A 23,980-nucleotide genomic window follows, 5' to 3' on the forward strand; every position below is an offset into this window, starting at 1 on the left:
CTCGCCGGCGGCCTACGGCTGCGAGCCCTTGGACTCAATCGTCTAGACGTTCTGCGGCTCCGGGACGCGCATGGCCAGGATGGCCATGTCGTCGGATGCGGGCTCCGCGGCGAAGCGCTCGACGGCCCGCAGGATGCGCCCCGCCACCGCGCCGGCCGTCAGGCCCGTACACACGGCGAGGACATCGGCCAGGCCGTCGTCGCCCAGCATGCGGGTCCCCTCGCGGCGTTCGGTGACTCCGTCGGTCACACACAGGAGTACATCACCCGGCTCCAGAGTGACCTCCTGCTCGTAGAGCTCGAGGTCCTCGATGACTCCCAGGAGGGGCTGTGGCTCGGCCGCTGCCTCCACGGTGCCGTCCTGGCGCAGACGCAGGGGGAGGGGGTGGCCGGCGCAGACCACCTTCAGGAGGGCGCTGCCGTCCTCCTGCGGCCACAACTCCCCGTAGAGAAGCGTGAGGAAGCGGCTGCGCGCGCCCTCGTCCAGGATGGCGGCGTTGAGCCGCTCCAGCACCGCGGGGCCCCCGAACCCCTCGCGGGCCAGCAGGCGCAGGGCGTGACGGGCGAGGCCGGTGACGGCCGCCGCCTCCGGGCCCGTACCGCAGACGTCGCCGATGGCGAATCCGTAGGCACCGTCGCGGATGGGGAACACGTCGTAGAAGTCGCCGCCGACCTCGTTGCCCTCTCCCGCCGCACGGTAGATGACCTCGATCTCGACGTTGGGCACGTCGGGCAGGCCGGGCGGGAGCAGGCTGCGCTGGAGGGACTGGCTGATGGCCATGCGCTCCGAGTAAAGGCGGGAGTTGTCCAGTGCCAGAGCGGCCCGTCGGGACAGGTCCTCGGCGAGCTCCAGGATCTCCTGGCGGAAGTGTTCGTCGGACGGCTTGCCGAGCGTGAGCATGCCGATCACGCGGTTCCTCGCCACCAGGGGCAGCACCACGGTCTCGCCTCCCACGGCGACCGCGGTGGCCAGCGTCGTACGGGTAGCCGCCCCCATGCTCAGGGGCGCGTCCCTGCCCAGGGTGCGCTTGGAGGTGCGCAGGGCGGCCTGGTGGCCGGCTTCCGCGGGCACCGGCCAGATGCGGGCTCCCGGGGCCGGGACGGGGTCCGGCGGGTCGATGGAGGAGAGCAGGGCCTTGAGGCCGTCGATGCGCTCCTCGTCCTCGTGGAGGACATAGGAGAGGTACGGCTCCGAGGACTGGTCCGCGATGGTGTAGACGGCGCACCAGGTGGCCAGCGTGGGCACGGTCATCTGTGCCATCAGTGCCAGGGTCTGGTCCCTGTCCAGCGTTCCGGCCAGCAGGTCGGACGCCTCGACGAGGAAGGACAGCGAGCCGCGGCGCAGGCGTTCCAGCTCGCCCAGCCTCGCCGACTCGACGGCCAGCGCGATGCGGTCCGCGGCGAACTGCAGCCGCAGCGCCTCCTCGTTGGAGTATCTGCCCGCCGCTTCGGCCGCTACCCCGAGGGAGCCGGTGAGACGGCCCTCGACCTTGAGCGGGACCGTGACGACCGAGCGCATCCCGGTGTCGCTGAGCAGCGGTACGGCGCCCGGGACGACGGTGAGGTCCTCGTGGACGGCGGGCATGCGGGCGGAGCCGTAGCGGCCCGTGCCGGCCTCCACGGGGACCCGTGCGAAGCGCTGACGGGCCGAGGGGAGGCCGGTGGTCGCGCGGACCTCCAGCTCCGTCTCGTCATCGGTGGCCAGCAGCAGGAAGGCTGCGTCGGCGTCCAGCATGTCGCGCGCCCGCTCGACCGTGCGCTGCAGCAGTCCGTCGAGGTCGTCCGGGGCCGGTGAGCCAATGAAGATCTCGAAGGGATCGGCGGTGCGGTTCTCGGCCGAGGTGTCGGACACGGGGGCGCGCACCGGCGTCTGGAGCACGGCGCGCTCGTAATCGCGCACGAGGAGGCAGACGGTGGAAGGCTCCCCGTCGGCATCGCGGACTCTGAGATGCGAGGCGTACACAGGGATGACACGGCCGTCGGCGCCGCGGAGGCCGTAGCTGCCCTCCCACCGGGAGAGCTGCAGTGCGTCGGCGATGCCGGTGTTGGTGCCCGGGGTGTGCGGCCACGCCACGAAGTCGGTGAACTGCTTTCCGTCGACCTGCTCGGCGGCGTATCCGAAGAGGAAGGACGCGTCGTCGTTCCACGAGGCGATGGAGCCGGATCCGTCGATCTGCACGACGGCCACCCGCACACGCTGTTCCGCCACCGGCAGGAGAGCGGTGGGCAGGACCGGACTGGCCGAGCGGATACCCACAGGGCGTTCGGGAAGGTCGAGCTGGAACCAGACATGTTTGTGCGTCGGTGTGTACTCGACGCCCCAACGGGAAGCGAGAGCCGCGCAGAGGAGCAGGCCGCGGCCGCCCTCCCGGTCCGGGCTCCCGAAGTCGAGGCCGGAACTCTGGAGCGGCACCTCCCGCTCCGGGTAGTGGTCGGACACCTCGACGCGTACACCGTCCTCGGTGCGCAGGCAGAGCACATCGGCGGCCGTACCCGCATGCACGACCGCATTGGTCACGAGTTCACTGGTAAGAACGACGGCATCGTCAACGACGTCCGTGTAACCCCACCCCTGAAGGGTGTCGCGGACGAACGCGCGGGCGGTCGCGACCGAGCGTCCGACCGGATCGAAGGTGGCAGCCGCGCGCGCGGTGATCACAGCACTCCCCATTGGTGTCTCGTCGCTTCCCCGAGTCCTGTGCCCGTATATCGCCCGCTCGATTCGTCTGCCAGGCTAGACGTTCGCCAGGTGTCCCGGGTACACGAGGGCGGACTTGGGTACGCACGGCACCCGGTGGTTGTGCGCCCGGCGCACAACTATGGGGCCCCCGGTGAGGGAAATGGGACGACCGTGAGACTGTCCTCGCCCTCCCGCTCCGGCCTGGTACGTTTCAACGATTTGACGACCGCATAGTCACCCGTCAACGGTGTGCTGTGGCGGTGAGCCAAAGTGGAAGTGGGCAAGCTTCCGGCAACGGCCCGAGCGATACGGTCAACCCCTGCGGGAGGGACACGGTGGAGTCTGGCGTGGCGGCGCGGGGTTCAGGAACGCGCACAAAAGGCGGGCAGTCCGTGAAAAAGCAGCGCAATGGGACCATCGACGTGGACGCGGCAGCTCTGAACAGACTGCTGGCGGCCCTCGTGGCGATGCGTGACGGCAACTTCCGCAGGAGGCTCACCGTCTCCGGCGACGGCGTCCTCACGGAGATCGCCGCCGTCTTCAACGAGGTGGCCGACCGCAATCTCCACCTGACGGGCGAGCTCGCCCGTGTGCGGCGTGTGGTCGGGCGGGAGGGGAAACTCACCGAGCGCCTGGAGACCGGCGCCTGTGAAGGCTCCTGGGCAGCCGCGATCGACGCCTCCAACGAGCTCGTCGACGACCTGGCGCGACCTGTGTCCGAAGTCGGACGGGTACTCTCCGCGGTCGCCGACGGTGACCTCGAACAGCGGATGGAACTGCGTACCCACGCGCCGGACGAGACCGTACGCCCGCTCCGCGGGGAGTTCCTGAAGGTCGCCCGCACGGTCAACAACCTGGTCGACCAGTTGTCCGCCTTCACCGAGCAGGTGACGCGGGTGGCGGTCGAGGTGGGGACCGAGGGCAAGCTGGGAGGCCAGGCCCAGGTCCGCGGCATGTCCGGGTCCTGGAAGGACCTCACGGACTCCGTCAACACCATGGCCTACCGCCTCACCGCCCAGGTGCGCGACATCGCCCTGGTCACCACGGCCGTGGCCAAGGGAGACCTGTCACGGAAGGTCACCGTCCATGTGGCCGGTGAGATGCTCCAGCTCAAGAACACCGTCAACACGATGGTGGACCAGTTGTCGTCGTTCTCCTCCGAGGTGACCCGGGTCGCCCGCGAGGTGGGCACCGAGGGTGAACTGGGCGGGCAGGCGACGGTGCCGGGGGTGGCCGGGGTCTGGAAGGATCTCACCGACTCCGTCAACACCATGGCCGGGAACCTCACGTCCCAGGTGCGCGGTATCGCAGAGGTGACGACGGCGGTCGCCAACGGGGACCTGTCCCAGAAGGTCACGGTGAGCGCCCGCGGCGAGGTCGCGCAGCTCGCCGAGACGATCAACCAGATGACCGAGACACTGCGTACCTTCGCCGACGAGGTGACGCGCGTGGCGAGCGAGGTCGGTGGCGAGGGTCTGCTCGGCGGCCAGGCACAGGTGCCGGGCGCCGCCGGCACCTGGAAGGACCTCACCGACTCGGTGAACACGGTCTTCCGGAACCTGACGACGCAGGTGCGTGACATCGCGCAGGTGACCACCGCCGTGGCCAGCGGTGACATGACGCAGAAGGTCACTGTCGACGTGGCCGGCGAGATGCTGGAGCTGAAGAACACCGTCAACACGATGGTGGACCAGCTCCAGGCCTTCGGTTCGGAGGTGACCCGGGTCGCCCGGGAGGTCGGTGTCGAGGGCCGTCTCGGCGGCCAGGCCGAGGTTCCGGGGGCCGCGGGGACGTGGAAGGACCTCACCGACTCGGTGAACACCGCCTTCCGGAACCTCACGGGTCAGGTGCGTGACATCGCGCAGGTGACCACGGCCGTCGCCAACGGTGATCTGTCGCAGAAGGTCACCGTCGATGTGGCCGGCGAGATGCTGGAGCTGAAGAACACCGTCAACACGATGGTGGCGCAGCTGTCCAACTTCGCCGACCAGGTGACGCGGATGGCGCGGGACGTGGGCACGGAGGGCCGCCTGGGCGGTCAAGCACGTGTCGACGGTGTCTCCGGCACGTGGAAGGAGCTCACCGACTCCGTCAACTTCATGGCCGGGAACCTGACCTCCCAGGTGCGCCAGATCGCCCAGGTGACCACGGCGGTCGCGCGGGGTGACCTGTCGCAGAAGATCGATGTGGACGCCCGGGGCGAGATCCTGGAGCTGAAGAACACCATCAACACGATGGTCGACCAGCTCTCCGCCTTCGCCGACCAGGTGACGCGAGTGGCCCGCGAGGTGGGCACGGACGGGCGCCTCGGCGGCCAGGCCCAGGTGCCCGGTGTGGCAGGCGTGTGGCGTGACCTGACCGACTCGGTGAACGGCATGGCGGGGAACCTCACCGCCCAGGTCCGCAACATCGCGCAGGTCGCCACGGCGGTCGCGCGGGGTGACCTGTCGCAGAAGATCGATGTGGACGCCCGGGGCGAGATCCTGGAGCTGAAGAACACCCTCAACACCATGGTCGACCAGCTGTCGAACTTCGCCGAGCAGGTGACCCGGGTCGCCCGTGAGGTGGGCACGGAGGGCATCCTCGGCGGGCAGGCGGAGGTGCAGGGCGTCTCCGGTACGTGGAAGGACCTCACCCAGTCCGTCAACGGCATGGCGAACAACCTGACGCTCCAGGTGCGCAACATCGCGGAGGTGACCACGGCAGTCGCGAAGGGCGATCTCTCCAAGAAGATCACCGTCGACGCCAAGGGCGAGATCCTCGAACTGGTGACGACGGTCAACACGATGGTCGACCAGCTGCTCAACTTCGCCGACGAGGTGACGAGGGTCGCCCGTGAGGTGGGCACCGAGGGGATCCTCGGCGGCCAGGCCCGGGTGCGCGGTGCGACCGGCATCTGGAAGGACCTGAGCGACAACGTCAACCTGATGGCCAACAACCTGACCAGCCAGGTGCGCAACATCTCCAGGGTCTCCTCCGCGGTCGCCAACGGCGATCTGACGAAGAAGGTGACGGTCGAGGCACGCGGCGAGGTCGCAGAACTGGCCGACACCGTCAACACGATGGTGACGACCCTGTCCTCGTTCGCCGACGAGGTGACCCGGGTGGCCCGCGAGGTGGGCACCGAGGGAGAACTGGGCGGCCAGGCGCGCGTACCGGGCGTCTCGGGCACCTGGAAGGACCTCACCGAGTCGGTGAACTCGATGGCGTCCAACCTGACCGGCCAGGTGCGCCAGATCGCCACGGTGACCACGGCCATCGCCAAGGGTGATCTCACCAAGAAGATCGACATCGACGCGCGCGGTGAGATCCAGGAGCTGAAGAACACCATCAACACGATGGTCGACCAGCTCTCCTCCTTCGCCGAGCAGGTGACCCGGGTGGCCCGCGAGGTGGGCACCGAGGGGCAGCTGGGCGGGCAGGCCAGGGTCAGGGACGTCGACGGGACCTGGCGCGACCTCACCGAGTCGGTGAACGAGATGGCAGGGAACCTGACCCGTCAGGTGCGCGCCATCGCGGCCGTCGCCACCGCGGTGACCCGAGGCGATCTCAATCTCAAGATCGACGTCGACGCGGCCGGCGAGATCCAGGTGCTGCAGGACAACATCAATACGATGATCGCCAATCTGCGCGACACCACGCTGGCCAACAAGGAGCAGGACTGGCTCAAGGGCAACCTCGCCCGGATCTCCGGTCTGATGCAGGGCCGCCGGGATCTCGACGACGTCGCCTCGCTGATCATGAGCGAACTGACGCCGGTCGTCTCCGCCCAGCACGGTGCGTTCTTCCTGGCCATGACCACCGGGGACGGCGACGAGGTCGGCTCGGACAGCGGCAGGGAGAGCTCGTACGAGCTGCGGATGCGCGGCAGTTACGGCTATTCCGCGGGCTCCATGCCGACCTCCTTCCGGCCCGGGGAGACGCTCATCGGCACGGCGGCCGAGGAGAAGCGGACGATCCAGGTGGACAACGTGCCGCCGGGGTATCTGAAGATCTCCTCCGGACTCGGGGAGGCACCGCCCGCGCACGTGATCGTGCTGCCGGTGCTCTTCGAGGGCCAGGTGCTCGGGGTCATCGAGCTGGCGTCGTTCCAGCCGTTCACACACATTCAGCGCGACTTCCTCAACCAGCTCGCCGAGATGATCGCCACGAGCGTCAACACCATCAGCGTCAACACGAAGACCGAGAAGCTCCTGGAACAGTCCCAGGAGCTCACCGAGCAGCTGCGTGACCGTTCGCAGGAGCTCGAGAACCGGCAGAAGGCGCTGCAGGCGTCCAACGCCGAGCTGGAGGAGAAGGCGGAACTGCTGGCGCAGCAGAACCGCGACATCGAGGTGAAGAACACCGAGATCGAGGAGGCGCGGCAGGTCCTCGAGGAGCGCGCGGAGCAGCTCGCCGTCTCGATGCGCTACAAGTCCGAGTTCCTGGCCAACATGTCGCACGAGCTGCGTACGCCGCTCAACTCGCTGCTCATCCTGGCCAAGCTGCTCGCGGACAACGCCGAGGGCAACCTCTCGCCCAAGCAGGTGGAGTTCGCCGAGACGATCCACGGGGCGGGTTCCGACCTGCTCCAGCTGATCAACGACATCCTCGACCTGTCCAAGGTCGAGGCGGGCAAGATGGACGTCAGCCCGACCCGGATCGCCCTGGTGCAGCTGGTCGACTACGTGGAGGCGACGTTCCGGCCGCTCACCGCCGAGAAGGGGCTCGACTTCTCCGTACGGGTGTCCCCGGAGCTCCCCGCCACGCTGCACACGGACGAGCAGCGGCTGCTGCAGGTCCTGCGCAACCTCCTGTCCAACGCGGTGAAGTTCACCGACAGCGGCGCCGTGGAGCTGGTCATCCGGCCGGCCGGCGCCGATGTCCCGAACGCCATCAGGGAACACCTGCTGGAGGCCGGCTCGCTGCGTGACGCCGACGGCGACCTGATCGCCTTCTCGGTCACCGACACCGGAATCGGCATCGCGTCGAGCAAGATGCTGGTGATCTTCGAGGCGTTCAAGCAGGCGGACGGTACGACCAGCCGCAAGTACGGGGGCACGGGTCTCGGCCTCTCCATCAGCCGGGAGATCGCCCGGCTGCTGGGCGGTGAGATCCACGCAGCGAGCGAACCGGGCCGTGGCTCGACCTTCACGCTGTATCTGCCCCTGCACCCGAGCGAGCTGCCCCCGCAGGGCTATCCGCAGATGGGGCCCGGCCCCATCGAGGTCCACGCGAGTTCCGCCGAGGGTGCCCTGCACCTGGAGGCGCCTCAGAGCACCGGGACCGAGCAGCCCCTGGGCGACCCCGGAAACTCCGCAGGGGTGTTCAGGCGCCGCCGCAAGGCCCTGGGAGGCACGGCACAGCGCCCCGCACTGGCGAACGGCACCTCCGGAGAGGGAAGCGGCGCGGCGCCGGAGGAATGGGTGCAGAGCACACAGGAGGAGCAGGCCCCCCGCCGGACGTTCCGCTTCCACGGGGAGAAGGTGCTCATCGTCGACGACGACATCCGCAACGTCTTCGCCCTCACCAGCGTGCTGGAGCAGCACGGCCTGTCGGTGCTGTACGCGGAGAACGGGCGCGAGGGCATCGAAGTCCTTGAGCAGCACGATGATGTGACGATCGTTCTGATGGACATCATGATGCCTGAGATGGACGGCTATGCCACGACGACCGCGATCCGCCGGATGCCTCAGTTCGCGGGGCTGCCGATCGTCGCGCTGACCGCCAAGGCCATGAAGGGGGACCGTGAGAAGGCGATCGACTGCGGAGCCTCCGACTATGTGACCAAGCCGGTCGATTCCGACCATCTGCTGTCGGTGATGGAGAAGTGGATGCGCGGAGAGTGACCGTGCGGGGGGCGGCTCGCCGAAATTCGTCGTCCGGCTGTGCGCTGAGGGGTGTGAGTGTGCGGATTCCGGGGAACCTTCTGGTCTTCGACCGCGTTTCCGCTATGTGCACAGTGACATCGCGGTGACAGGGTGTGGTGACGGGCGGGGTGCGGCTACCATGACCGGCACAAGGACGGACGGCGTAAGGGAGTCGTCCCCTGGGGCGGCACCCGGTGCGATTCCGGGGCGAGGAGGACGGGCCATGGTGCAGAAGGCCAAGATCCTCCTGGTCGATGACCGGCCGGAGAATCTGCTGGCGCTGGAGGCCATCCTCTCTGCGCTCGATCAGACACTGGTACGGGCATCGTCAGGGGAGGAAGCGCTCAAGGCGCTGCTCACGGACGATTTCGCGGTAATTCTGCTGGACGTACAGATGCCCGGCATGGACGGATTCGAGACGGCCGCACACATCAAGCGGCGGGAGCGGACCCGGGACATCCCGATCATCTTCCTGACCGCGATCAATCACGGTCCGCACCACACCTTCCGGGGTTATGCAGCGGGTGCGGTGGACTACATCTCGAAGCCGTTCGACCCCTGGGTGCTGCGCGCCAAGGTCTCGGTCTTCGTCGAGCTGTACATGAAGAACTGCCAGCTGCGCGAACAGGCGTCGCTGCTGCGGCTCCAGCTCGAAGGCGGCACCCATCATGGCGCCGACGAGAAGGAGCCGGCGGGTCTGCTGGCCGAGCTCTCGGCCCGGCTCGCCGCGGTCGAGGAGCAGGCGGAGGCCCTCTCGAAGCAGTTGGACGACGAATCGGCGGACGCGGCCGCAGTGGCCACCGCCGCCCATCTCGAGCGCAAGCTCACGGGCCTGCGCCGCGCGCTCGACGCGCTGGAACCCGGGGCGGGCGGTTCCACGGCGCCCCTGCCCTCGCAGAGCTGACCTTCCCCCGCTTGAGGGCGCGTCAGTTCAACGCCTGCGCAAGGGCGACACGGACGGGTGAAGCCGTAGGCACACGTGTCCACCGGCGTCGGCACCGGTAACCTCAGTCACATGGCCTCACGTACGTCCGGCAAGGGTTCCCTGGGTACGGCGGGCACCGCGAAGGGTGTCGGCCGTACCCAGGGACCGGCGAAGAAAGCCGCGCCCGCCAAGAAGGCGGCGGCGAAGAAGACGGTGCCCGTAAAGAAGGCGCCGGCCAAGAAGGCTGCCGCGAAGAAACCCGCGCCCAAGCCCGCACCGTCCCCCACAGGGGGCGTGTACAGGCTCGTCCGCGCCCTGTGGCTGGGTACCGCGCACGGCGTCGGGGCTGTCTTCCGCTCCATAGGGCGCGGCGCGAAGGGACTTGACCCGGCGCACCGCAAGGACGGGCTCGCCCTGCTGCTCCTGGGGCTCGCGCTGGTCGTGGCGGCCGGCACCTGGTCGCATCTGCAGGGCCCCGTGGGCGATCTCGTCGAGATGCTCGTGACCGGGGCGTTCGGCCGGCTCGATCTGCTGGTGCCGATACTGCTGGGCGCCGTCGCCGTACGGCTGATCCTCTATCCGGAGAAGCCCGAGGCCAACGGCCGAATCGTCATCGGGCTCTCCGCTCTCGTCATCGGCGTGCTCGGCCAGGTCCACATCGCCTGCGGATCGCCCAGCCGCGAGGACGGCACCGGTGCCATGCAGGACGCGGGCGGCCTCATCGGCTGGGCCGCTTCCCAGCCCCTCGTCTTCACCATGGGCGAGGTCCTCGCCGTCCCGCTGCTTCTGCTGCTGACGGTCTTCGGGCTCCTGGTCGTCACCGCCACCCCGGTCAACGCCATTCCCCGGCGGCTGCGGCAGCTCGGCGTCAGGCTCGGCATCGTCGACCCGGTGTACGTACCTGGCGAGGAGGACGGGAGCGACGACGAGCGGTACGACGAGCAGTGGCGCGAGGCGCTGCCCGAGCGCACCCGGCGTGCCTCGGCACGTCGCCCGGGGCCCGACGACGTGTACGACCCGGATCAGGCCGAGGGCGATGCGCTGGCCAAGCGGCGCCGGTCCCGCAGGCAGTCCGCCCAGCCTGCGATGAACCGCACCATGGACGCCGTGGACGTCGCGGCAGCGGCGGCGGCCGCGCTCGACGGGGCGGTACTCAACGGCATGCCCCCGTCGCCTGTCGTCGCCGATCTGACCCAGGGCGTCTCCACGGACCGGGACCGCGAGCGGACGGGTACCCCGGTGCCCGGTGCGCGGTCGGCCGCGAAGACCCCCTCCGGTGACGGGCGCGCGGAGAAGAGCACCTCGTCCTCCGAGGACAGCGTCCCCGATCTGACGAAGCCGGTCCCCGAGCGGCCTGAGGGGCTGCCCAACCGGGCCGAGCAGCTCCAGCTCTCCGGTGACATCACCTACTCGCTGCCCTCGCTGGACCTCCTGGAGCGCGGCGGCCCGGGCAAGACGCGCAGCGCCGCCAACGACGCGGTCGTCGCCTCCCTGACCACCGTCTTCACGGAGTTCAAGGTGGACGCGGCGGTCACCGGCTTCACCCGCGGCCCGACCGTCACCCGGTACGAGGTGGAACTCGGCCCCGCCGTCAAGGTCGAGCGGATCACCGCCCTCACCAAGAACATCGCCTATGCCGTCGCCAGCCCGGACGTCCGGATCATCTCCCCGATCCCCGGGAAGTCCGCCGTCGGCATCGAAATCCCCAACTCCGACCGGGAGATGGTCAACCTCGGCGACGTCCTGCGTCTCGCGGACGCGGCCGAGGACGACCACCCCATGCTGGTGGCACTCGGCAAGAACGTCGAGGGCGGCTACGAGATGGCCAACCTGGCGAACATGCCGCACGTCCTCGTCGCCGGTGCGACCGGTTCCGGAAAGTCCTCCTGCATCAACTGTCTGATCACCTCGGTCATGGTGCGGGCGACACCCGAGGACGTGCGGATGGTGCTCGTCGACCCGAAGCGCGTCGAGCTCACCGCCTACGAGGGCATCCCGCACCTCATCACGCCCATCATCACCAACCCGAAGAAGGCCGCCGAAGCACTGCAGTGGGTCGTGCGGGAGATGGACCTCCGCTACGACGACCTCGCGGCCTACGGCTTCCGGCACATCGACGACTTCAATCACGCGGTCCGCACCGGCAAGGCCAAGGCGCCCGAGGGGAGCGAGCGTGAGCTCTCGCCCTACCCGTACCTGCTGGTCATCGTCGACGAGCTGGCGGACCTCATGATGGTGGCTCCGCGTGACGTAGAGGACTCCATCGTCCGGATCACCCAGCTGGCGCGTGCCGCCGGCATCCATCTGGTCCTCGCCACACAGCGCCCCTCGGTCGACGTCGTGACCGGTCTGATCAAGGCGAACGTGCCCTCCCGGCTCGCCTTCGCGACCTCGTCGCTCGCCGACAGCCGGGTCATCCTCGATCAGCCCGGCGCCGAGAAGCTCATCGGCAAGGGTGACGGTCTCTTCCTGCCGATGGGGGCGAACAAGCCGACCCGTATGCAGGGGGCCTTCGTCACCGAGGGCGAGGTCGCGGCCGTCGTCCAGCACTGCAAGGATCAGATGGCGCCGGTCTTCCGCGAGGACGTCGTGGTCGGCACCAAGCAGAAGAAGGAGATCGACGAGGACATCGGCGACGACCTCGATCTGCTCTGTCAGGCGGCCGAGCTGGTCGTCTCCACACAGTTCGGCTCGACATCGATGCTCCAGCGCAAGCTGCGCGTCGGCTTCGCCAAGGCCGGACGGCTGATGGACCTGATGGAGTCGCGCAACATCGTGGGTCCCAGCGAGGGTTCCAAGGCGCGCGATGTCATGGTGAAGCCGGACGAACTCGACGGTGTGTTGGCCGTCATTCGTGGGGAAACCGCTTCGTAAGAGTTTTGCGGGCAACCGTTTCGCCCGGCCGTACGTCAAGTTGAAGGAAGGAGCAGCGGGATGATCCGTCCGGTGCTCCGTCCTCAGTCCTGCCCGAGGGGCTCCCCGGCGAACCCGATGGCGTACAAAGTCGTCGCTCCCGGTTGCCCCACCCTTTCGTACCACCCCTAGACTGAACATCCAGCAGGTGGCTCACGCTCGAAAGGCGCCCCCGTGTCCATCGGCAACTCCCCCGAAGACGACCGCCCTTCGATCGGTCGCGCGCTTCAGCAGGCTCGTATCGCCGCAGGTCTGACGGTCGAGGAAGTCAGCAGCTCCACCCGGGTGCGCATCCCCATCGTGCACGCGATCGAGGAGGACGACTTCTCCCGCTGCGGCGGCGACGTGTATGCCCGCGGCCATATCCGCATGCTCGCCCGTGCCGTCCGGATCGACCCCGATCCGCTGATCGCGGAGTTCGACGCCGAGCACGGCGGCCGCCCCGCGCCCACGCCCGCGGCACCGCTGTTCGAGGCGGAGCGGATCCGCTCCGAACCCCGTCGGCCCAACTGGACCGCGGCCATGGTCGCCGCGATCGTCGCCGTGGTCGGCTTCGTCGGCTTCACGCTCTTCAGCGGCGAGGACGAGGGGTCGGGCGCGGCACAGGTGGCCGAAGGCTCGACCCCCGACAAGACCACTCCCAAGCCCACCACGACCAAGCCCGCCGACCCCAAGCCCGTCCCCTCCGAAAGCGTCATCGCCGCAGCTCCGCGGGACAAGGTGACCGTCAGGCTGAGCGCCGCCGAGGGCAAGAGCTGGATCTCCGCCAAGGATCACAACGGGCGGCTGCTCTTCGACGGTCTGCTGGCCCAGGGCGACACCAAGACCTTCCAGGACAAGGAGCGGGTCGACCTCGTTCTCGGAGACGCCGGAGCGATCGATCTCTTCGTGAACGGCAAGAAGGTCGACGACCAGTTCGAATCGGGCCAGGTCGAACGGCTTTCGTACACCAAGGGTGACCCCGAGGTCGGCTGACCTCTCCACCCGTGTCTTCCCGACGGTGAGTGCCCGGCAGATGCCGGCGCTCACCGTCGTGTTTTCCCTCGTTCTCACCGACTGTTCGGTCACTCCCCGTAGTGGTGAACCCTGCACGGCAGGGTGAGTGCCGGGACAAAGTAGTCTTGAGCCCATGCCCGAACGCCGTACCGTCGCCCTTGTCACTCTTGGCTGCGCCCGTAACGAGGTGGACTCGGAGGAGCTCGCAGGCCGCTTGGCAGCGGACGGCTGGGAGCTCGTCGAGAACGCCACGGACGCGGATGTCGCCGTCGTCAACACCTGTGGGTTCGTGGAGGCCGCCAAGAAGGACTCCGTCGATGCCCTGCTCGAAGCCAACGATCTGAAGGATCACGGCAGAACCCAGGCCGTCGTGGCCGTCGGCTGCATGGCCGAGCGCTACGGCAAGGACCTCGCCGAGGCGCTCCCGGAAGCGGACGGAGTCCTCGGATTCGACGACTACGCCGACATCTCCGACCGCCTGCAGACCATCCTCAACGGTGGCATCCACGCCTCCCACACCCCGCGTGACCGGCGCAAGCTGCTGCCGATCAGCCCGGCCGAGCGTCAGGACGCCGCCGTCGCGCTGCCCGGCCACGCCCAGGAGATCGCGCCGGCCCCCGCGGACCTCCCGGAAGGCGTCGCGCCGGTCTCCGGGCCGCGGGCACCGCTGCGCCGGAGGCTGGGGACCAGCCCGGTCGCCTCGGTGAAGCTGGCCTCGGGATGTGACCGGCGCTGCTCCTTCTGCGCCATCCCCTCCTTCCGCGGCTCGTTCATCTCCCGGCGCCCCTCCGACGTCCTCGGAGAGACCCGCTGGCTCGCCGAGCAGGGCGTCAAGGAGGTCATGCTCGTCTCCGAGAACAACACCTCGTACGGCAAGGACCTCGGGGACATCAGGCTGCTGGAGACCCTGCTGCCCGAGCTCGCCGACGTCGACGGGATCGAGCGCATCCGCGTCAGCTATCTGCAGCCCGCCGAGATGCGGCCGGGGCTGATCGACGTACTCACCTCGACGCCCAAGGTCGCGCCCTACTTCGACCTCTCGTTCCAGCACTCCGCACCCGGGGTCCTGCGCGCGATGCGGCGCTTCGGCGACACGGACCGCTTCCTCGAACTCCTGGACACCATTCGGTCGAAGGCGCCGCAGGCCGGTGCGCGGTCGAACTTCATCGTGGGATTCCCCGGTGAGACGGAGGCCGACCTCGCCGAGCTGGAACGCTTCCTCACCGGCGCACGCCTGGACGCCATCGGGGTCTTCGGCTACTCCGACGAGGAGGGCACCGAGGCGGTCGGTTACGAGAACAAGCTGGACGCCGACGTCATCGCGGAGCGCCTCGCGCACATCTCGCAGCTCGCCGAGGAGCTGACCTCGCAGCGGGCCGAGGAGCGGGTCGGCGAAACCCTCCAGGTCCTCGTCGAGTCCGTGGAGTCCGACGAGGACGGGCCCGTGGCGGTGGGCCGAGCCGCCCACCAGGCGCCGGAAACGGACGGACAGGTCGTCTTCACCGCACGCGAAGGGCTCGTGCCGGGCCGTATGGTCGAAGCGAAGGCAGTGGGCACCGAGGGAGTGGACCTCGTGGCCGAACACCACGAGCTTGCGGAGGCGGCCAGATGACGGGAGCCCCGGCATCCGCGGCAGGCGGCTCCGGCGCGACGCCGGCGACCCGCGGCGGCAAGCTGGGCGGGGCGGCCGTCGACCAGGCCGGCCTGTGGAACATCGCGAACATCCTCACGATGGTGCGGCTGCTGCTCGTCCCGGGCTTCGTCATGCTGCTCCTGCACGACGGTGGCTACGACCCGGTCTGGCGGTCGTTCGCCTGGGCGGCCTTCGCAGTCGCCATGATCACCGATGTCTTCGACGGGCATCTGGCACGCGCGTACAACCTGGTCACCGATTTCGGCAAGATCGCCGACCCGATCGCGGACAAGGCGATCATGGGCGCGGCACTGATCTGTCTGTCCTCGCTCGGGGATCTGCCCTGGTGGGTCACCGGCGTGATCCTCTTCCGTGAGCTCGGCATCACGCTCATGCGTTTCTGGGTCATCCGGCACTCGGTGATCCCCGCCAGCCGCGGCGGGAAGGTGAAGACCCTTGCCCAGGGCATCGCGGTGGGGATGTACGTCCTGGCGCTGACGGGCCCCCTGGCGACCCTGCGCTTCTGGGTGATGATGGTGGCCGTCGTCCTGACGGTCGTCACCGGCCTCGATTACGTGCGCCAGGCCGTCGTGCTGCGCCGCCGCGGGCTCGCCGCCGAGCGGGCCGCCGCCATGGCAGCGATCGCGGCGGCAGCGGACATGGGGGCTCCCGCAGGTGCGCGGATCGCCACCGACGGCGTCGGCGGGACGGCGGACGCTGCGGCGGAACCCGTCGTGGAGCCGACGGCCGAGTCCGTCAGGGAGCCGGCCGGGGAGCGCGTGGCAGGCAGTCACCGCGCCGCGGAGGCGGAGCGGTGACCTCCGCGGCGGCCCAGGTGCTGCGGCAGCTTCAGGAGCGCGGTGAGACGCTCGGGGTCGCCGAGTCCCTCACCGGCGGCCTGGTGGCCGCCGAGCTCACTTCCGTCCCCGGAGCCTCGCAGAGCTTCCGCGGGTCCGTGACGGCGTACGCCACGCCCCTGAAGCGTGATCTGCTGGGCGTCGACGGCGCGCTCCTGGCAGAGCGCGGCGCTGTGGACCCCGAGGTCGCCCAGGCGATGGCCGCCGGCGTGCGCCGGGTCCTGGGCGCGGACTGGGGCGTCTCGACCACCGGCGTCGCCGGTCCCGAGCCGCAGGACGGCAAACCTGTCGGAACGGTCTTCATAGCCGTTTCCGGGCCGGGCGGCGTACGGAAAGTCGCCGAGCTGAGGTTGAACGGCGGGAGGGCGGACATCCGTAAGGAGAGTGTACGGAGCCTGCTCGAACTGCTCTACGGCGAACTCGGCGAAAATGCGAGGGCACAGGATACGGAACAGAACGGGGGGAATTGATGTTTGCAGCCCTGAGTGAACACGACATCGCTCCCCGCACGGCCGCAGCGCAAGGCGGTACGGTGGGGCGTGAAGGATGCGGCTACGCGGTCCGAGGAGGGAGCCACCGATGATTCTGCTCCGTCGCCTGCTTGGTGACGTGCTGCGTCGGCAGCGCCAGCGCCAAGGCCGTACTCTGCGCGAAGTCTCCTCGTCCGCCCGAGTCTCGCTCGGCTATCTCTCCGAGGTGGAGCGGGGGCAGAAGGAGGCATCCTCCGAACTGCTCTCCGCCATTTGCGACGCGCTGGACGTACGGATGTCCGAGCTCATGCGTGAAGTGAGCGATGAACTGTCCCTGGCAGAGCTGGCCGAGTCGGCAGCAGCCAGTGATGCGGTGCCTGTACCAGTACGCCCGATGCTCAATTCCGTCTCTGTTGCGTCGGTAGCCGGCGTGCCGACGGGACGGGTGACCATCAAGGCGCCCGCGGAAGCGGTGGATGTCGTCGCCGCCTGACCGCACGGTTCGTGGTGAACGAAAGCCCCGGCAGACCCTCGAGGGTCTGCCGGGGCTTTCGCGTACCCGGTGTGTGCGGGGCCGTTCGCGGGGAAGGCGCGGAGTGAGGCCGAAGGGTGTTTCTCCGGATCCGGATCTCAGGATCCACGGACCCGTGGAGCAACCACCCGGATGCCCGTTTCGACCCATATGTGACATTGTGGACAAATGATAGGTCGAACAGCTATCTGAAAGGGAGAAGTGCATGTCTGTCGTGAAGAGCGCCCTGTCCGAAGGCGACCGCAAGGTCGTGGGGGACGCGCTGCAAGGCGCGCTGGTCGACCTGGTCGACCTCTCCCTGGTGGCCAAGCAGGTCCACTGGAACGTTGTCGGCCCGCGCTTCCGCTCCGTGCACCTGCAGCTCGACGAGGTCGTCGACACCGCGCGGCAGCACTCGGACACGGTCGCGGAGCGAGCGTCCGCGGTGGGCGTCAACCCGGACGGCCGGTCCCGGACGCTCGCGAAGACCACTGCGATCGATTCCGTGCCCGACGGCTGGATCAAGGACGTCGACGCGGTGCGTGTGCTGGTCGACGCTCTCCGCGTGGTCATCGACCGCATGCGTGAGCGGATCGAGGCGACCGACGAACCGGACCCCATCAGCCAGGACATCCTGATCACGCTCACCGCGGATCTTGAGAAGCACGCCTGGATGTTCCAGGCGGAGAGTGCCTGAACCCGAACTCGAGGAAGGAATCGCCGTGACGGACAAGAAGGCCATGGACAAGCTCAAGGGCAAGGCCAAGGAAGCGACCGGAAAGGTCACCGGAGACCGTCGCAAGGAAGCCGAAGGCAAGTCCGACCAGGCCAAGGCCAAGGCGGAGGGCGCCCTCGGCGCCACGGGCGACCGTGCCAAGGGCGTGAAGGATTCCCTCACCGACGACGACAGGTAGGAGCAGCGCCCACCGGTGTGCCCCCGCGGATTCCGATCCCGGGGGCACCGGCATGTCCGGGGTGCCGGCGTGCCCGGGGCCGTGGGATGCAGCCGGCGCCGACCCGGGGGAAACTGCGGGGGAGGGCCGGGAAACACCTCTGCGGTCAGCGGCCCCAGGAGAGAGCGCGCACTGTCGTTCCACTCGCGCCGTGCACGCCGGTAGTGCACCGATGCGCCCTCCCGTCAGGAGATCGTGCCGTACTAGCGTCGGCCGGAGGAGGCAGCCATGGTGCGGCGATGGGTGCCGGTGCTCGTCCTCGGAGGCATGTGGTGGTGGGCGGTGCTGCGGCTGCTTCTGGAGCCGCAGCACGCCGGAGTGGTCGAGGGTGCGGTGGCGGCCGGTGGGTGGGGGCTGAGTCTCCTGCCGGTTCATGTGGCGTCCTCGGGGCGGCCGGAGAAGGCTGCCGATGAGCCCGCGGTGGACCGGACGGACATACCCTCCTAGCGCCTCAGCAGACAGCGTCCGTCCCGTCACGCAGACATTGCCTGGGGCGGCACCTGACTTTCAGCGCGTGCCGGGGCCGCGGACGGGGCACGGACCTCAGCCGGTGGGCCCGGACTGGCAGTGCGGACACCAGTAGGTGGGGCGGTCGTCGCGATCCGCGACGCGGATGGGCGTACGACAGCGCAGACAGGGCCGGCCGGCCCGCCCGTAGACGAAAAGACGCTCCCGTGTACGGCTGCGGGACATGGCCGCCGTCGCCCCGGTCGTGGTCCGCACGGGCCGGTCGCGGTTGGCCTCCAGGAGCTGCCTGGCCGTGCTGACCAGACGGGTGGCGACGGGCAGGGGCAGCTCGCCCACCGGGAGCCACGGCGTCGCGCGGGCCATGAAACAGAGCTCACACATGTAGACATTGCCGATGCCGGCCAGGTTGCGCTGGTCCAGAAGCGCGTCCCCGATCCGGCGTCCGGGGTCGGCGAGCAGATTGCGCAGTGCGGTGTCCGGGTCCCAGTCCGGCCCCAGCAGATCGGGCCCCAGATGGCCCACCGCCTGCGCTTCGTCCTCGGTGCGGAGCAGTTCGAGGACGGGCAGGCGGTAACCGACGGCGGTGTGCTCCGCAGTGGCGAGCACCGCGCGGATCTGGTGGGCGGGGCCGCCTCGCCAGCGCTCGCCGGGGTCGTACACGCGCCAGGAGCCCTCCATGCGCAGATGACTGTGGAGGGTGAGACCGCCCTGGAACCGGGTGAGCAGATGCTTGCCGCGCGCCGTGACGTCCAGGACGGTCCGGCCGGTCAGGTCTGCTGTGGCGAACCGGGGGACCCGAAGGTCGGAGACCGTCAGGACCTGGCCGGCGAGTGCCGCGTCGAGACGCCGGGCGGTCTGCAGGACGGTGTCACCTTCGGGCATGTGTCCATGATGCGCGGCCCGGGCCGCGCATGGTCCCCCGGCCGCGCCGAAACCGTCCTCAGGCGCGCAGCCGCAGACCTCGTGGCGTGGCGAGGAAGCCGGCGGCCTCCAGGGTGCGGCCGAGCGGGGAGGTGAGGGAGGAGGCGCCGTTGGTGCGCTCCACCGTGACCGTGCCGAGCGTCCCCGCGCGGGCGGCCGACGCGAGCGCCTCCGCGGCGGCCCGGAGCGCCGGGTCGTCCGGATCGGTGGGCCATGCGAGGAGGGACTTGCCACCGCGCTCCATGTAGAGCGTCAGCTCGCCGTCCACGAGAACCACCAGCGACCCCGCCTTGCGGCCGGGCTTGTGTCCCGCGCCATCCGGTGACTCGGGCCAGGGCAGGGCGGCACCGTACGCGTTGGCCGGATCGGCCGCCGCGAGGACCAGGGCGCGGGGAGCCGAGCCAGGGTCCGCACGGTCGCGTGCGGTTGAGGCTGCCCTGAGCCGGTCCACGGCGCCGTCCATGGCGAATTGCGCGGCCCCCAGCCCCTCGACGACGTAACCACGGCGGGCCTGACCGCTGTCCTCGAACGCGGCAAGGATGCGGTAGATCGCCGAGAACCCGCCCTCGACGCCCTCGGCCTGCACCGCGCCGCGGGTCACCACGCCGTGGCGGTCGAGGAGTGTCCGGGCAAGGGCGTGCGCGCGATGGGTCGGCTCGGGCTCGGCGGGGGGCAGCAACGACCAGCGTCCCGACACGGTCGGCGGGCCGGTGCGGGATGCGGGACGGGCCGCAGCGGTCAGCGACCCGTAACGGCCGCGCGGCACATTGCGCCGCGCGCGGTGCGCGGTGGAGCCCGCAGTGCGCCCTGAGCCGAGGAGCGAACGCAGGGGCGCGAGCGTGTCGTTGGTGAGACGGCCGGACCAGACCAGGTCCCAGAGCGCGTCGGCCAGCTGGGGATCGGTGCAGTCCGGGTGGGTGGTGGCCCGGACCTGATCGGCGATCTGCCGGAAGAAGAGCCCGAACCCGCCGGAGAGCACGGTGAGAACCGACTCGTGCAACGCGCTCTCCTCCAGCGGAAGGGGAGGAGGGAGGAGCAGCGGAGCACTGTCGGCCAGGTAGACGGAGAGCCAGCCGTCCTTTCCGGGGAGAGCGCCCGCGCCTGCCCAGACGACCTCGCCCGTGGTCGTGAGCTCGTCGAGCATGGCGGGGGTGTATCCCGCCACGCGGCTCGGCAGGATCAGCTTCTCCAGGGCGGACGCCGGGACCGGGGCGCCCTGCAACTGCTCGATGGCACGGGCCAGTCCGTCGATCCCCCGCAGACTGTTGTCGCCGAGGTGCTGCCACTGGGGGAGGAAGCCGGCCAGCGCGGCGGGTGGCACAGGCTCCAGCTCCTGTCGGAGCGCGGCGAGCGAACGGCGGCGCAGCCGCCGCAGGACCGTGGCGTCGCACCACTCCTGGCCGATGCCCGCGGGGTGGAACTCGCCCTGGACGACGCGGCTCGACGCGGCGAGCCGCTGCAGCGCCCCGTCCGTGACGGCGCTGCCGAGGCCGAAACGGCTCGCCGCCTGTGTGGTGGTGAACGGGCCGTGCGTACGGGCGAACCGGGCGAGGAGGTCGCCGAGCGGGTCCTTGACCGGCTCCGTGAACGCCTCGGGGACTCCTACCGGGAGTGCGGTGCCGAGTGCGTCGCGCAGCCGGCCCGCGTCCTCGACAGCCGCCCAGTGGGAGGTTCCACCGATGCGGACCTGGATGGCGCGCCGGGATGTCGCCAGCTCCGGGGCCCACGCGGGCTCCGCGCCGCGCTCGGCCAGCTCGGCGTCGGTGAGGGGGCCGAGCACGCGCAGCAGATCGGCGACCCCCTCGACGTCCTTGATCTTCCGGTCGTCGGTCAGCCACTGGAGCTCCCGCTCCAGTTCGCCGAGGACATCGGCGTCGAGCAGCTCCCGCAGCTCCGCCTGGCCCAGCAGCTCGGCCAGGAGATGGGAGTCGAGCGAGAGTGCCGCCGCCCGCCGCTCGGCGAGGGGCGAGTCGCCCTCGTACAGGAACTGCGCGACGTAGCCGAAGAGGAGGGAGCGGGCGAACGGTGACGGCTCGGGGGTGGTCACCTCGACCAGACGGATGCGGCGGGCCTCCAGGTCGCCCATCAGCTCGGTGAGACCGGGGACGTCGAAGACGTCCTGAAGGCACTCGCGGACGGCTTCGAGGACGATCGGGAACGAGCCGAACTCGGAGGCCACCTGGAGCAGCTGGGACGCGCGCTGACGCTGCTGCCACAGGGGGGTGCGCTTGCCGGGGCTGCGCCGGGGCAACAGCAGGGCGCGCGCGGCGCATTCGCGGAACCGGGAGGCGAACAGGGCGGATCCGCCGACCTGTTCGGTCACGACCTGACTGATCTCGCCCTTGTCGAAAACCACGTCGGTGGCCCCGACGGGAGGCTGCTCGCTGTCGAATCCGGCGGCGGGAAGACCTGGGCCGCCGGCGCCGCGCCCCGCGCCGCCCGCGGCCTCACCGCTCGCATCGGCCTGGACCGGATCGAAGTCGAGGAGGTCGAGCCCCATCAGGTCGGCGTCGGGCAGCCTCAGCACGATGCCGTCGTCGGCGTGCATGACCTGTGCGTCCATGCCGTACCGCTCACCGAGCCGGGCGGACAGGGCGAGCGCCCACGGGGCGTGGACCTGGGCGCCGAACGGCGAGTGCACCACGATCCGCCAGTCGCCCAGCTCGTCCCGGAACCTCTCGACCAGCACCGTCCGGTCGTCGGGGACATGCCCGCAGGCCCGGCGCTGCTCGTCGAGGTACGACAGGATGTTGTCCGCGGCCCAGGCATCGAGCCCGGCCGCGACCAGCCGGAGCCTGGCGTCCTCGGCGGACAGCCCGCCGATCTCCCGGAGGAACGCACCCAGGGCACGGCCCAGCTCCAGCGGGCGGCCCAGCTGGTCGCCCTTCCAGAACGGCAGCCGGCCGGGGACTCCGGGGGCGGGCGAGACGAGGACCCTGTCCCTGGTGATGTCCTCGATCCGCCAGGATGTGGTGCCCAGGGTGAACACGTCGCCGACCCGGGACTCGTAGACCATCTCCTCGTCCAGCTCGCCGACGCGTCCGCCGCCCTTCTTCGGGTCGGCGCCGGCCAGGAAGACGCCGAAGAGTCCGCGGTCGGGAATGGTGCCGCCCGAAGTGACGGCGAGCCGCTGGGCACCGGGGCGGCCCGTGACCGTACCGGTGACGCGGTCCCACACCACACGCGGCCGCAGCTCCGCGAAGGCGTCGGACGGATAACGCCCGGCGAGCATGTCGAGCACGGCGGTGAACGCGGATTCGGGCAGGGAGGCGAAGGGGGCCGCCCGGCGGGCGAGGGCGAGCAGATCGTCGGCCTGCCAGCTGTCGAGCGCGACCGTGGCGACGATCTGCTGGGCGAGCACGTCCAGGGGGTTGGACGGGATCCGCAGAGCCTCGATGGCGCCCTGGCGCATCCGCTCGGTGACGACGGCCGCCTGTACCAGGTCGCCCCGGTACTTGGGGAAGACCACCCCGGTGGACACAGCGCCGACCTGGTGCCCGGCTCGGCCCACCCGCTGCAGTCCCGAGGCCACGGAGGGCGGCGACTCGACCTGGATCACCAGGTCGACCGCGCCCATGTCGATCCCCAGCTCCAGGCTGGAAGTGGCGACCACGGCCGGCAGCCGGCCCGCCTTCAGGTCCTCCTCGACCTGGGAGCGCTGCTCCTTGGACACCGAGCCGTGGTGCGCTCGGGCCAGGACGGCCGGTGCCCCCTTCGCCGCCCCGGACTGGGCCATGATCTCGGCGGGGGAGTGGGCTTCGGGCAGGGGCCCGCCCGCCCCCGGCCCTTCCTCCGACGCGGCGGTCGCCCGCTCGTGAGCGATCTCGTTCAGCCGGTTGCACAGGCGCTCCGCCAGCCGCCGGGAGTTGGCGAAGACGATCGTGGAGCGGTGTGACTGCACGAGGTCGGCGATGCGCTCCTCGACATGGGGCCAGATCGACGGCTTCTCCGCCTGGCCGCCCTCGTCACCCGTGGCGGGGGAGCCGCCCAGCTCGCCGAGATCCTCCACCGGAACCACGACGGAGAGGTCGAACTCCTTGGTGGAGGGGGGCTGGACGATCTCCACCCTCCGTTGCGGGGAGAGGAACCGCGCGACCTCGTCGACCGGGCGGACCGTCGCCGACAGCCCGATACGCCGCGCGGGCCGCGGCAGCAGCTCGTCCAGACGCTCCAGGGAAAACGCGAGATGGGCGCCGCGCTTGGTGCCCGCGACGGCATGCACCTCGTCCACGATCACCGTCTCGACCCCGGCGAGCGCATCCCGGGCCGAGGACGTGAGCATCAGGAACAGGGACTCGGGAGTGGTGATCAGGATGTCCGGGGGCCTCGTCGCCATCGAACGGCGCTCGGCCGGAGGGGTGTCGCCGGAACGGATCCCCACCCGCACCTCGGGCTCGGGCAGACCCAGACGTACTGACTCCTGACGGATCCCGGTCAGAGGTGAACGCAGATTCCGCTCCACGTCCACGGCGAGCGCCTTCATCGGTGACACGTACAGCACCCGGCAGCGCTTCTTCGCCTCGGCGGGCGGCGGAAGGGCCGCCAGCCGGTCCAGGGAGGCGAGAAAGGCGGCGAGCGTCTTACCCGATCCGGTCGGTGCGACGACCAGCACGTCCGAACCCTCGCCGATGGCCCGCCAGGCCCCCTCCTGCGCGGCGGTGGGCGCGTCGAAGGCGGCGGCGAACCAGCTGCGGGTCGCGGGTGAGAACGAGTCGAGTGCGGAACCGGCCATGCCCCCCATCGTGCACCCCGCCACCGACAACGGCCGGTGGACGTGCCGCCGCCCACCGTCCTGGGCTTCGGAC

Annotated in this window: 14 protein-coding genes; 11 read left to right on the forward strand and 3 right to left on the reverse strand. The window is 70.0% G+C overall.

The window, feature by feature from the left end:
* Positions 1–42 precede the first annotated feature (42 nt).
* Complete coding sequence (locus tag OG379_RS28335) at positions 43–2,658, reverse strand: SpoIIE family protein phosphatase (RefSeq protein ID WP_393761901.1); 2,616 nt, start codon at positions 2,656–2,658, stop codon at positions 43–45.
* 413 nt (positions 2,659–3,071) lie between these two features.
* Between OG379_RS28335 and OG379_RS28340 the strand changes: the two genes are divergently transcribed.
* From OG379_RS28340 to OG379_RS28390, 11 genes are all read left to right on the forward strand, one after another.
* The gene (locus OG379_RS28340) at positions 3,072–8,507 is read left to right on the forward strand and encodes a HAMP domain-containing protein (RefSeq protein WP_405665800.1); all 5,436 of its coding nucleotides are present in this window, start codon (positions 3,072–3,074) and stop codon (positions 8,505–8,507) included.
* Between the two features lie 244 nt (positions 8,508–8,751).
* Entirely contained in the window at positions 8,752–9,432 is a 681-nt protein-coding gene (locus OG379_RS28345; RefSeq protein WP_405665801.1) for a two-component system response regulator, read from the forward strand.
* A gap of 111 nt (positions 9,433–9,543) precedes the next feature.
* Positions 9,544–12,327 (forward strand): DNA translocase FtsK, encoded by a 2,784-nt coding sequence (locus OG379_RS28350; RefSeq protein ID WP_405665802.1) that lies wholly within the window; start codon positions 9,544–9,546, stop codon positions 12,325–12,327.
* A 213-nt stretch (positions 12,328–12,540) separates the two neighbouring features.
* Entirely contained in the window at positions 12,541–13,341 is an 801-nt protein-coding gene (locus OG379_RS28355; RefSeq protein WP_393761909.1) for a helix-turn-helix domain-containing protein, read from the forward strand.
* 154 nt (positions 13,342–13,495) lie between these two features.
* On the forward strand, positions 13,496–14,974 hold the full coding sequence (gene rimO, locus OG379_RS28360; protein ID WP_393761911.1) for a 30S ribosomal protein S12 methylthiotransferase RimO: 1,479 nt from the start codon (positions 13,496–13,498) through the stop codon (positions 14,972–14,974).
* Positions 14,971–15,813, forward strand: a complete 843-nt coding sequence (gene pgsA, locus OG379_RS28365) for a CDP-diacylglycerol--glycerol-3-phosphate 3-phosphatidyltransferase (protein WP_405665803.1) — start codon at positions 14,971–14,973, stop codon at positions 15,811–15,813. The genes rimO and pgsA overlap by 4 nt, the downstream gene beginning before the upstream one ends.
* Entirely contained in the window at positions 15,810–16,322 is a 513-nt protein-coding gene (locus tag OG379_RS28370) for a CinA family protein (protein ID WP_405665804.1), read from the forward strand. The genes pgsA and OG379_RS28370 overlap by 4 nt, the downstream gene beginning before the upstream one ends.
* A gap of 109 nt (positions 16,323–16,431) precedes the next feature.
* Complete coding sequence (locus OG379_RS28375; protein WP_014153702.1) at positions 16,432–16,815, forward strand: helix-turn-helix domain-containing protein; 384 nt, start codon at positions 16,432–16,434, stop codon at positions 16,813–16,815.
* A 244-nt stretch (positions 16,816–17,059) separates the two neighbouring features.
* Positions 17,060–17,530 (forward strand): Dps family protein, encoded by a 471-nt coding sequence (locus OG379_RS28380; protein ID WP_393761917.1) that lies wholly within the window; start codon positions 17,060–17,062, stop codon positions 17,528–17,530.
* A 25-nt stretch (positions 17,531–17,555) separates the two neighbouring features.
* Positions 17,556–17,747: a CsbD family protein gene (locus OG379_RS28385; protein ID WP_104789534.1), complete on the forward strand. Its 192-nt coding sequence runs from the start codon at positions 17,556–17,558 to the stop codon at positions 17,745–17,747.
* Positions 17,748–18,014: 267 nt separating this feature from the next.
* The gene (locus tag OG379_RS28390) at positions 18,015–18,233 is read left to right on the forward strand and encodes a hypothetical protein (protein WP_405665806.1); all 219 of its coding nucleotides are present in this window, start codon (positions 18,015–18,017) and stop codon (positions 18,231–18,233) included.
* 96 nt (positions 18,234–18,329) lie between these two features.
* On the opposite strand, the gene OG379_RS28395 is transcribed toward OG379_RS28390, so the two are convergent.
* Both OG379_RS28395 and OG379_RS28400 read right to left on the reverse strand, forming a co-directional pair.
* Positions 18,330–19,136, reverse strand: a complete 807-nt coding sequence (locus OG379_RS28395) for an Fpg/Nei family DNA glycosylase (protein WP_405665808.1) — start codon at positions 19,134–19,136, stop codon at positions 18,330–18,332.
* A gap of 58 nt (positions 19,137–19,194) precedes the next feature.
* Positions 19,195–23,907, reverse strand: a complete 4,713-nt coding sequence (locus OG379_RS28400; protein ID WP_405665809.1) for a DEAD/DEAH box helicase — start codon at positions 23,905–23,907, stop codon at positions 19,195–19,197.
* Between the last annotated feature and the right edge of the window lie 73 nt (positions 23,908–23,980).

Source organism: Streptomyces sp. NBC_01166, from assembly GCF_045039765.1.
Taxonomy (GTDB): Bacteria; Actinomycetota; Actinomycetes; order Streptomycetales; family Streptomycetaceae; genus Streptomyces.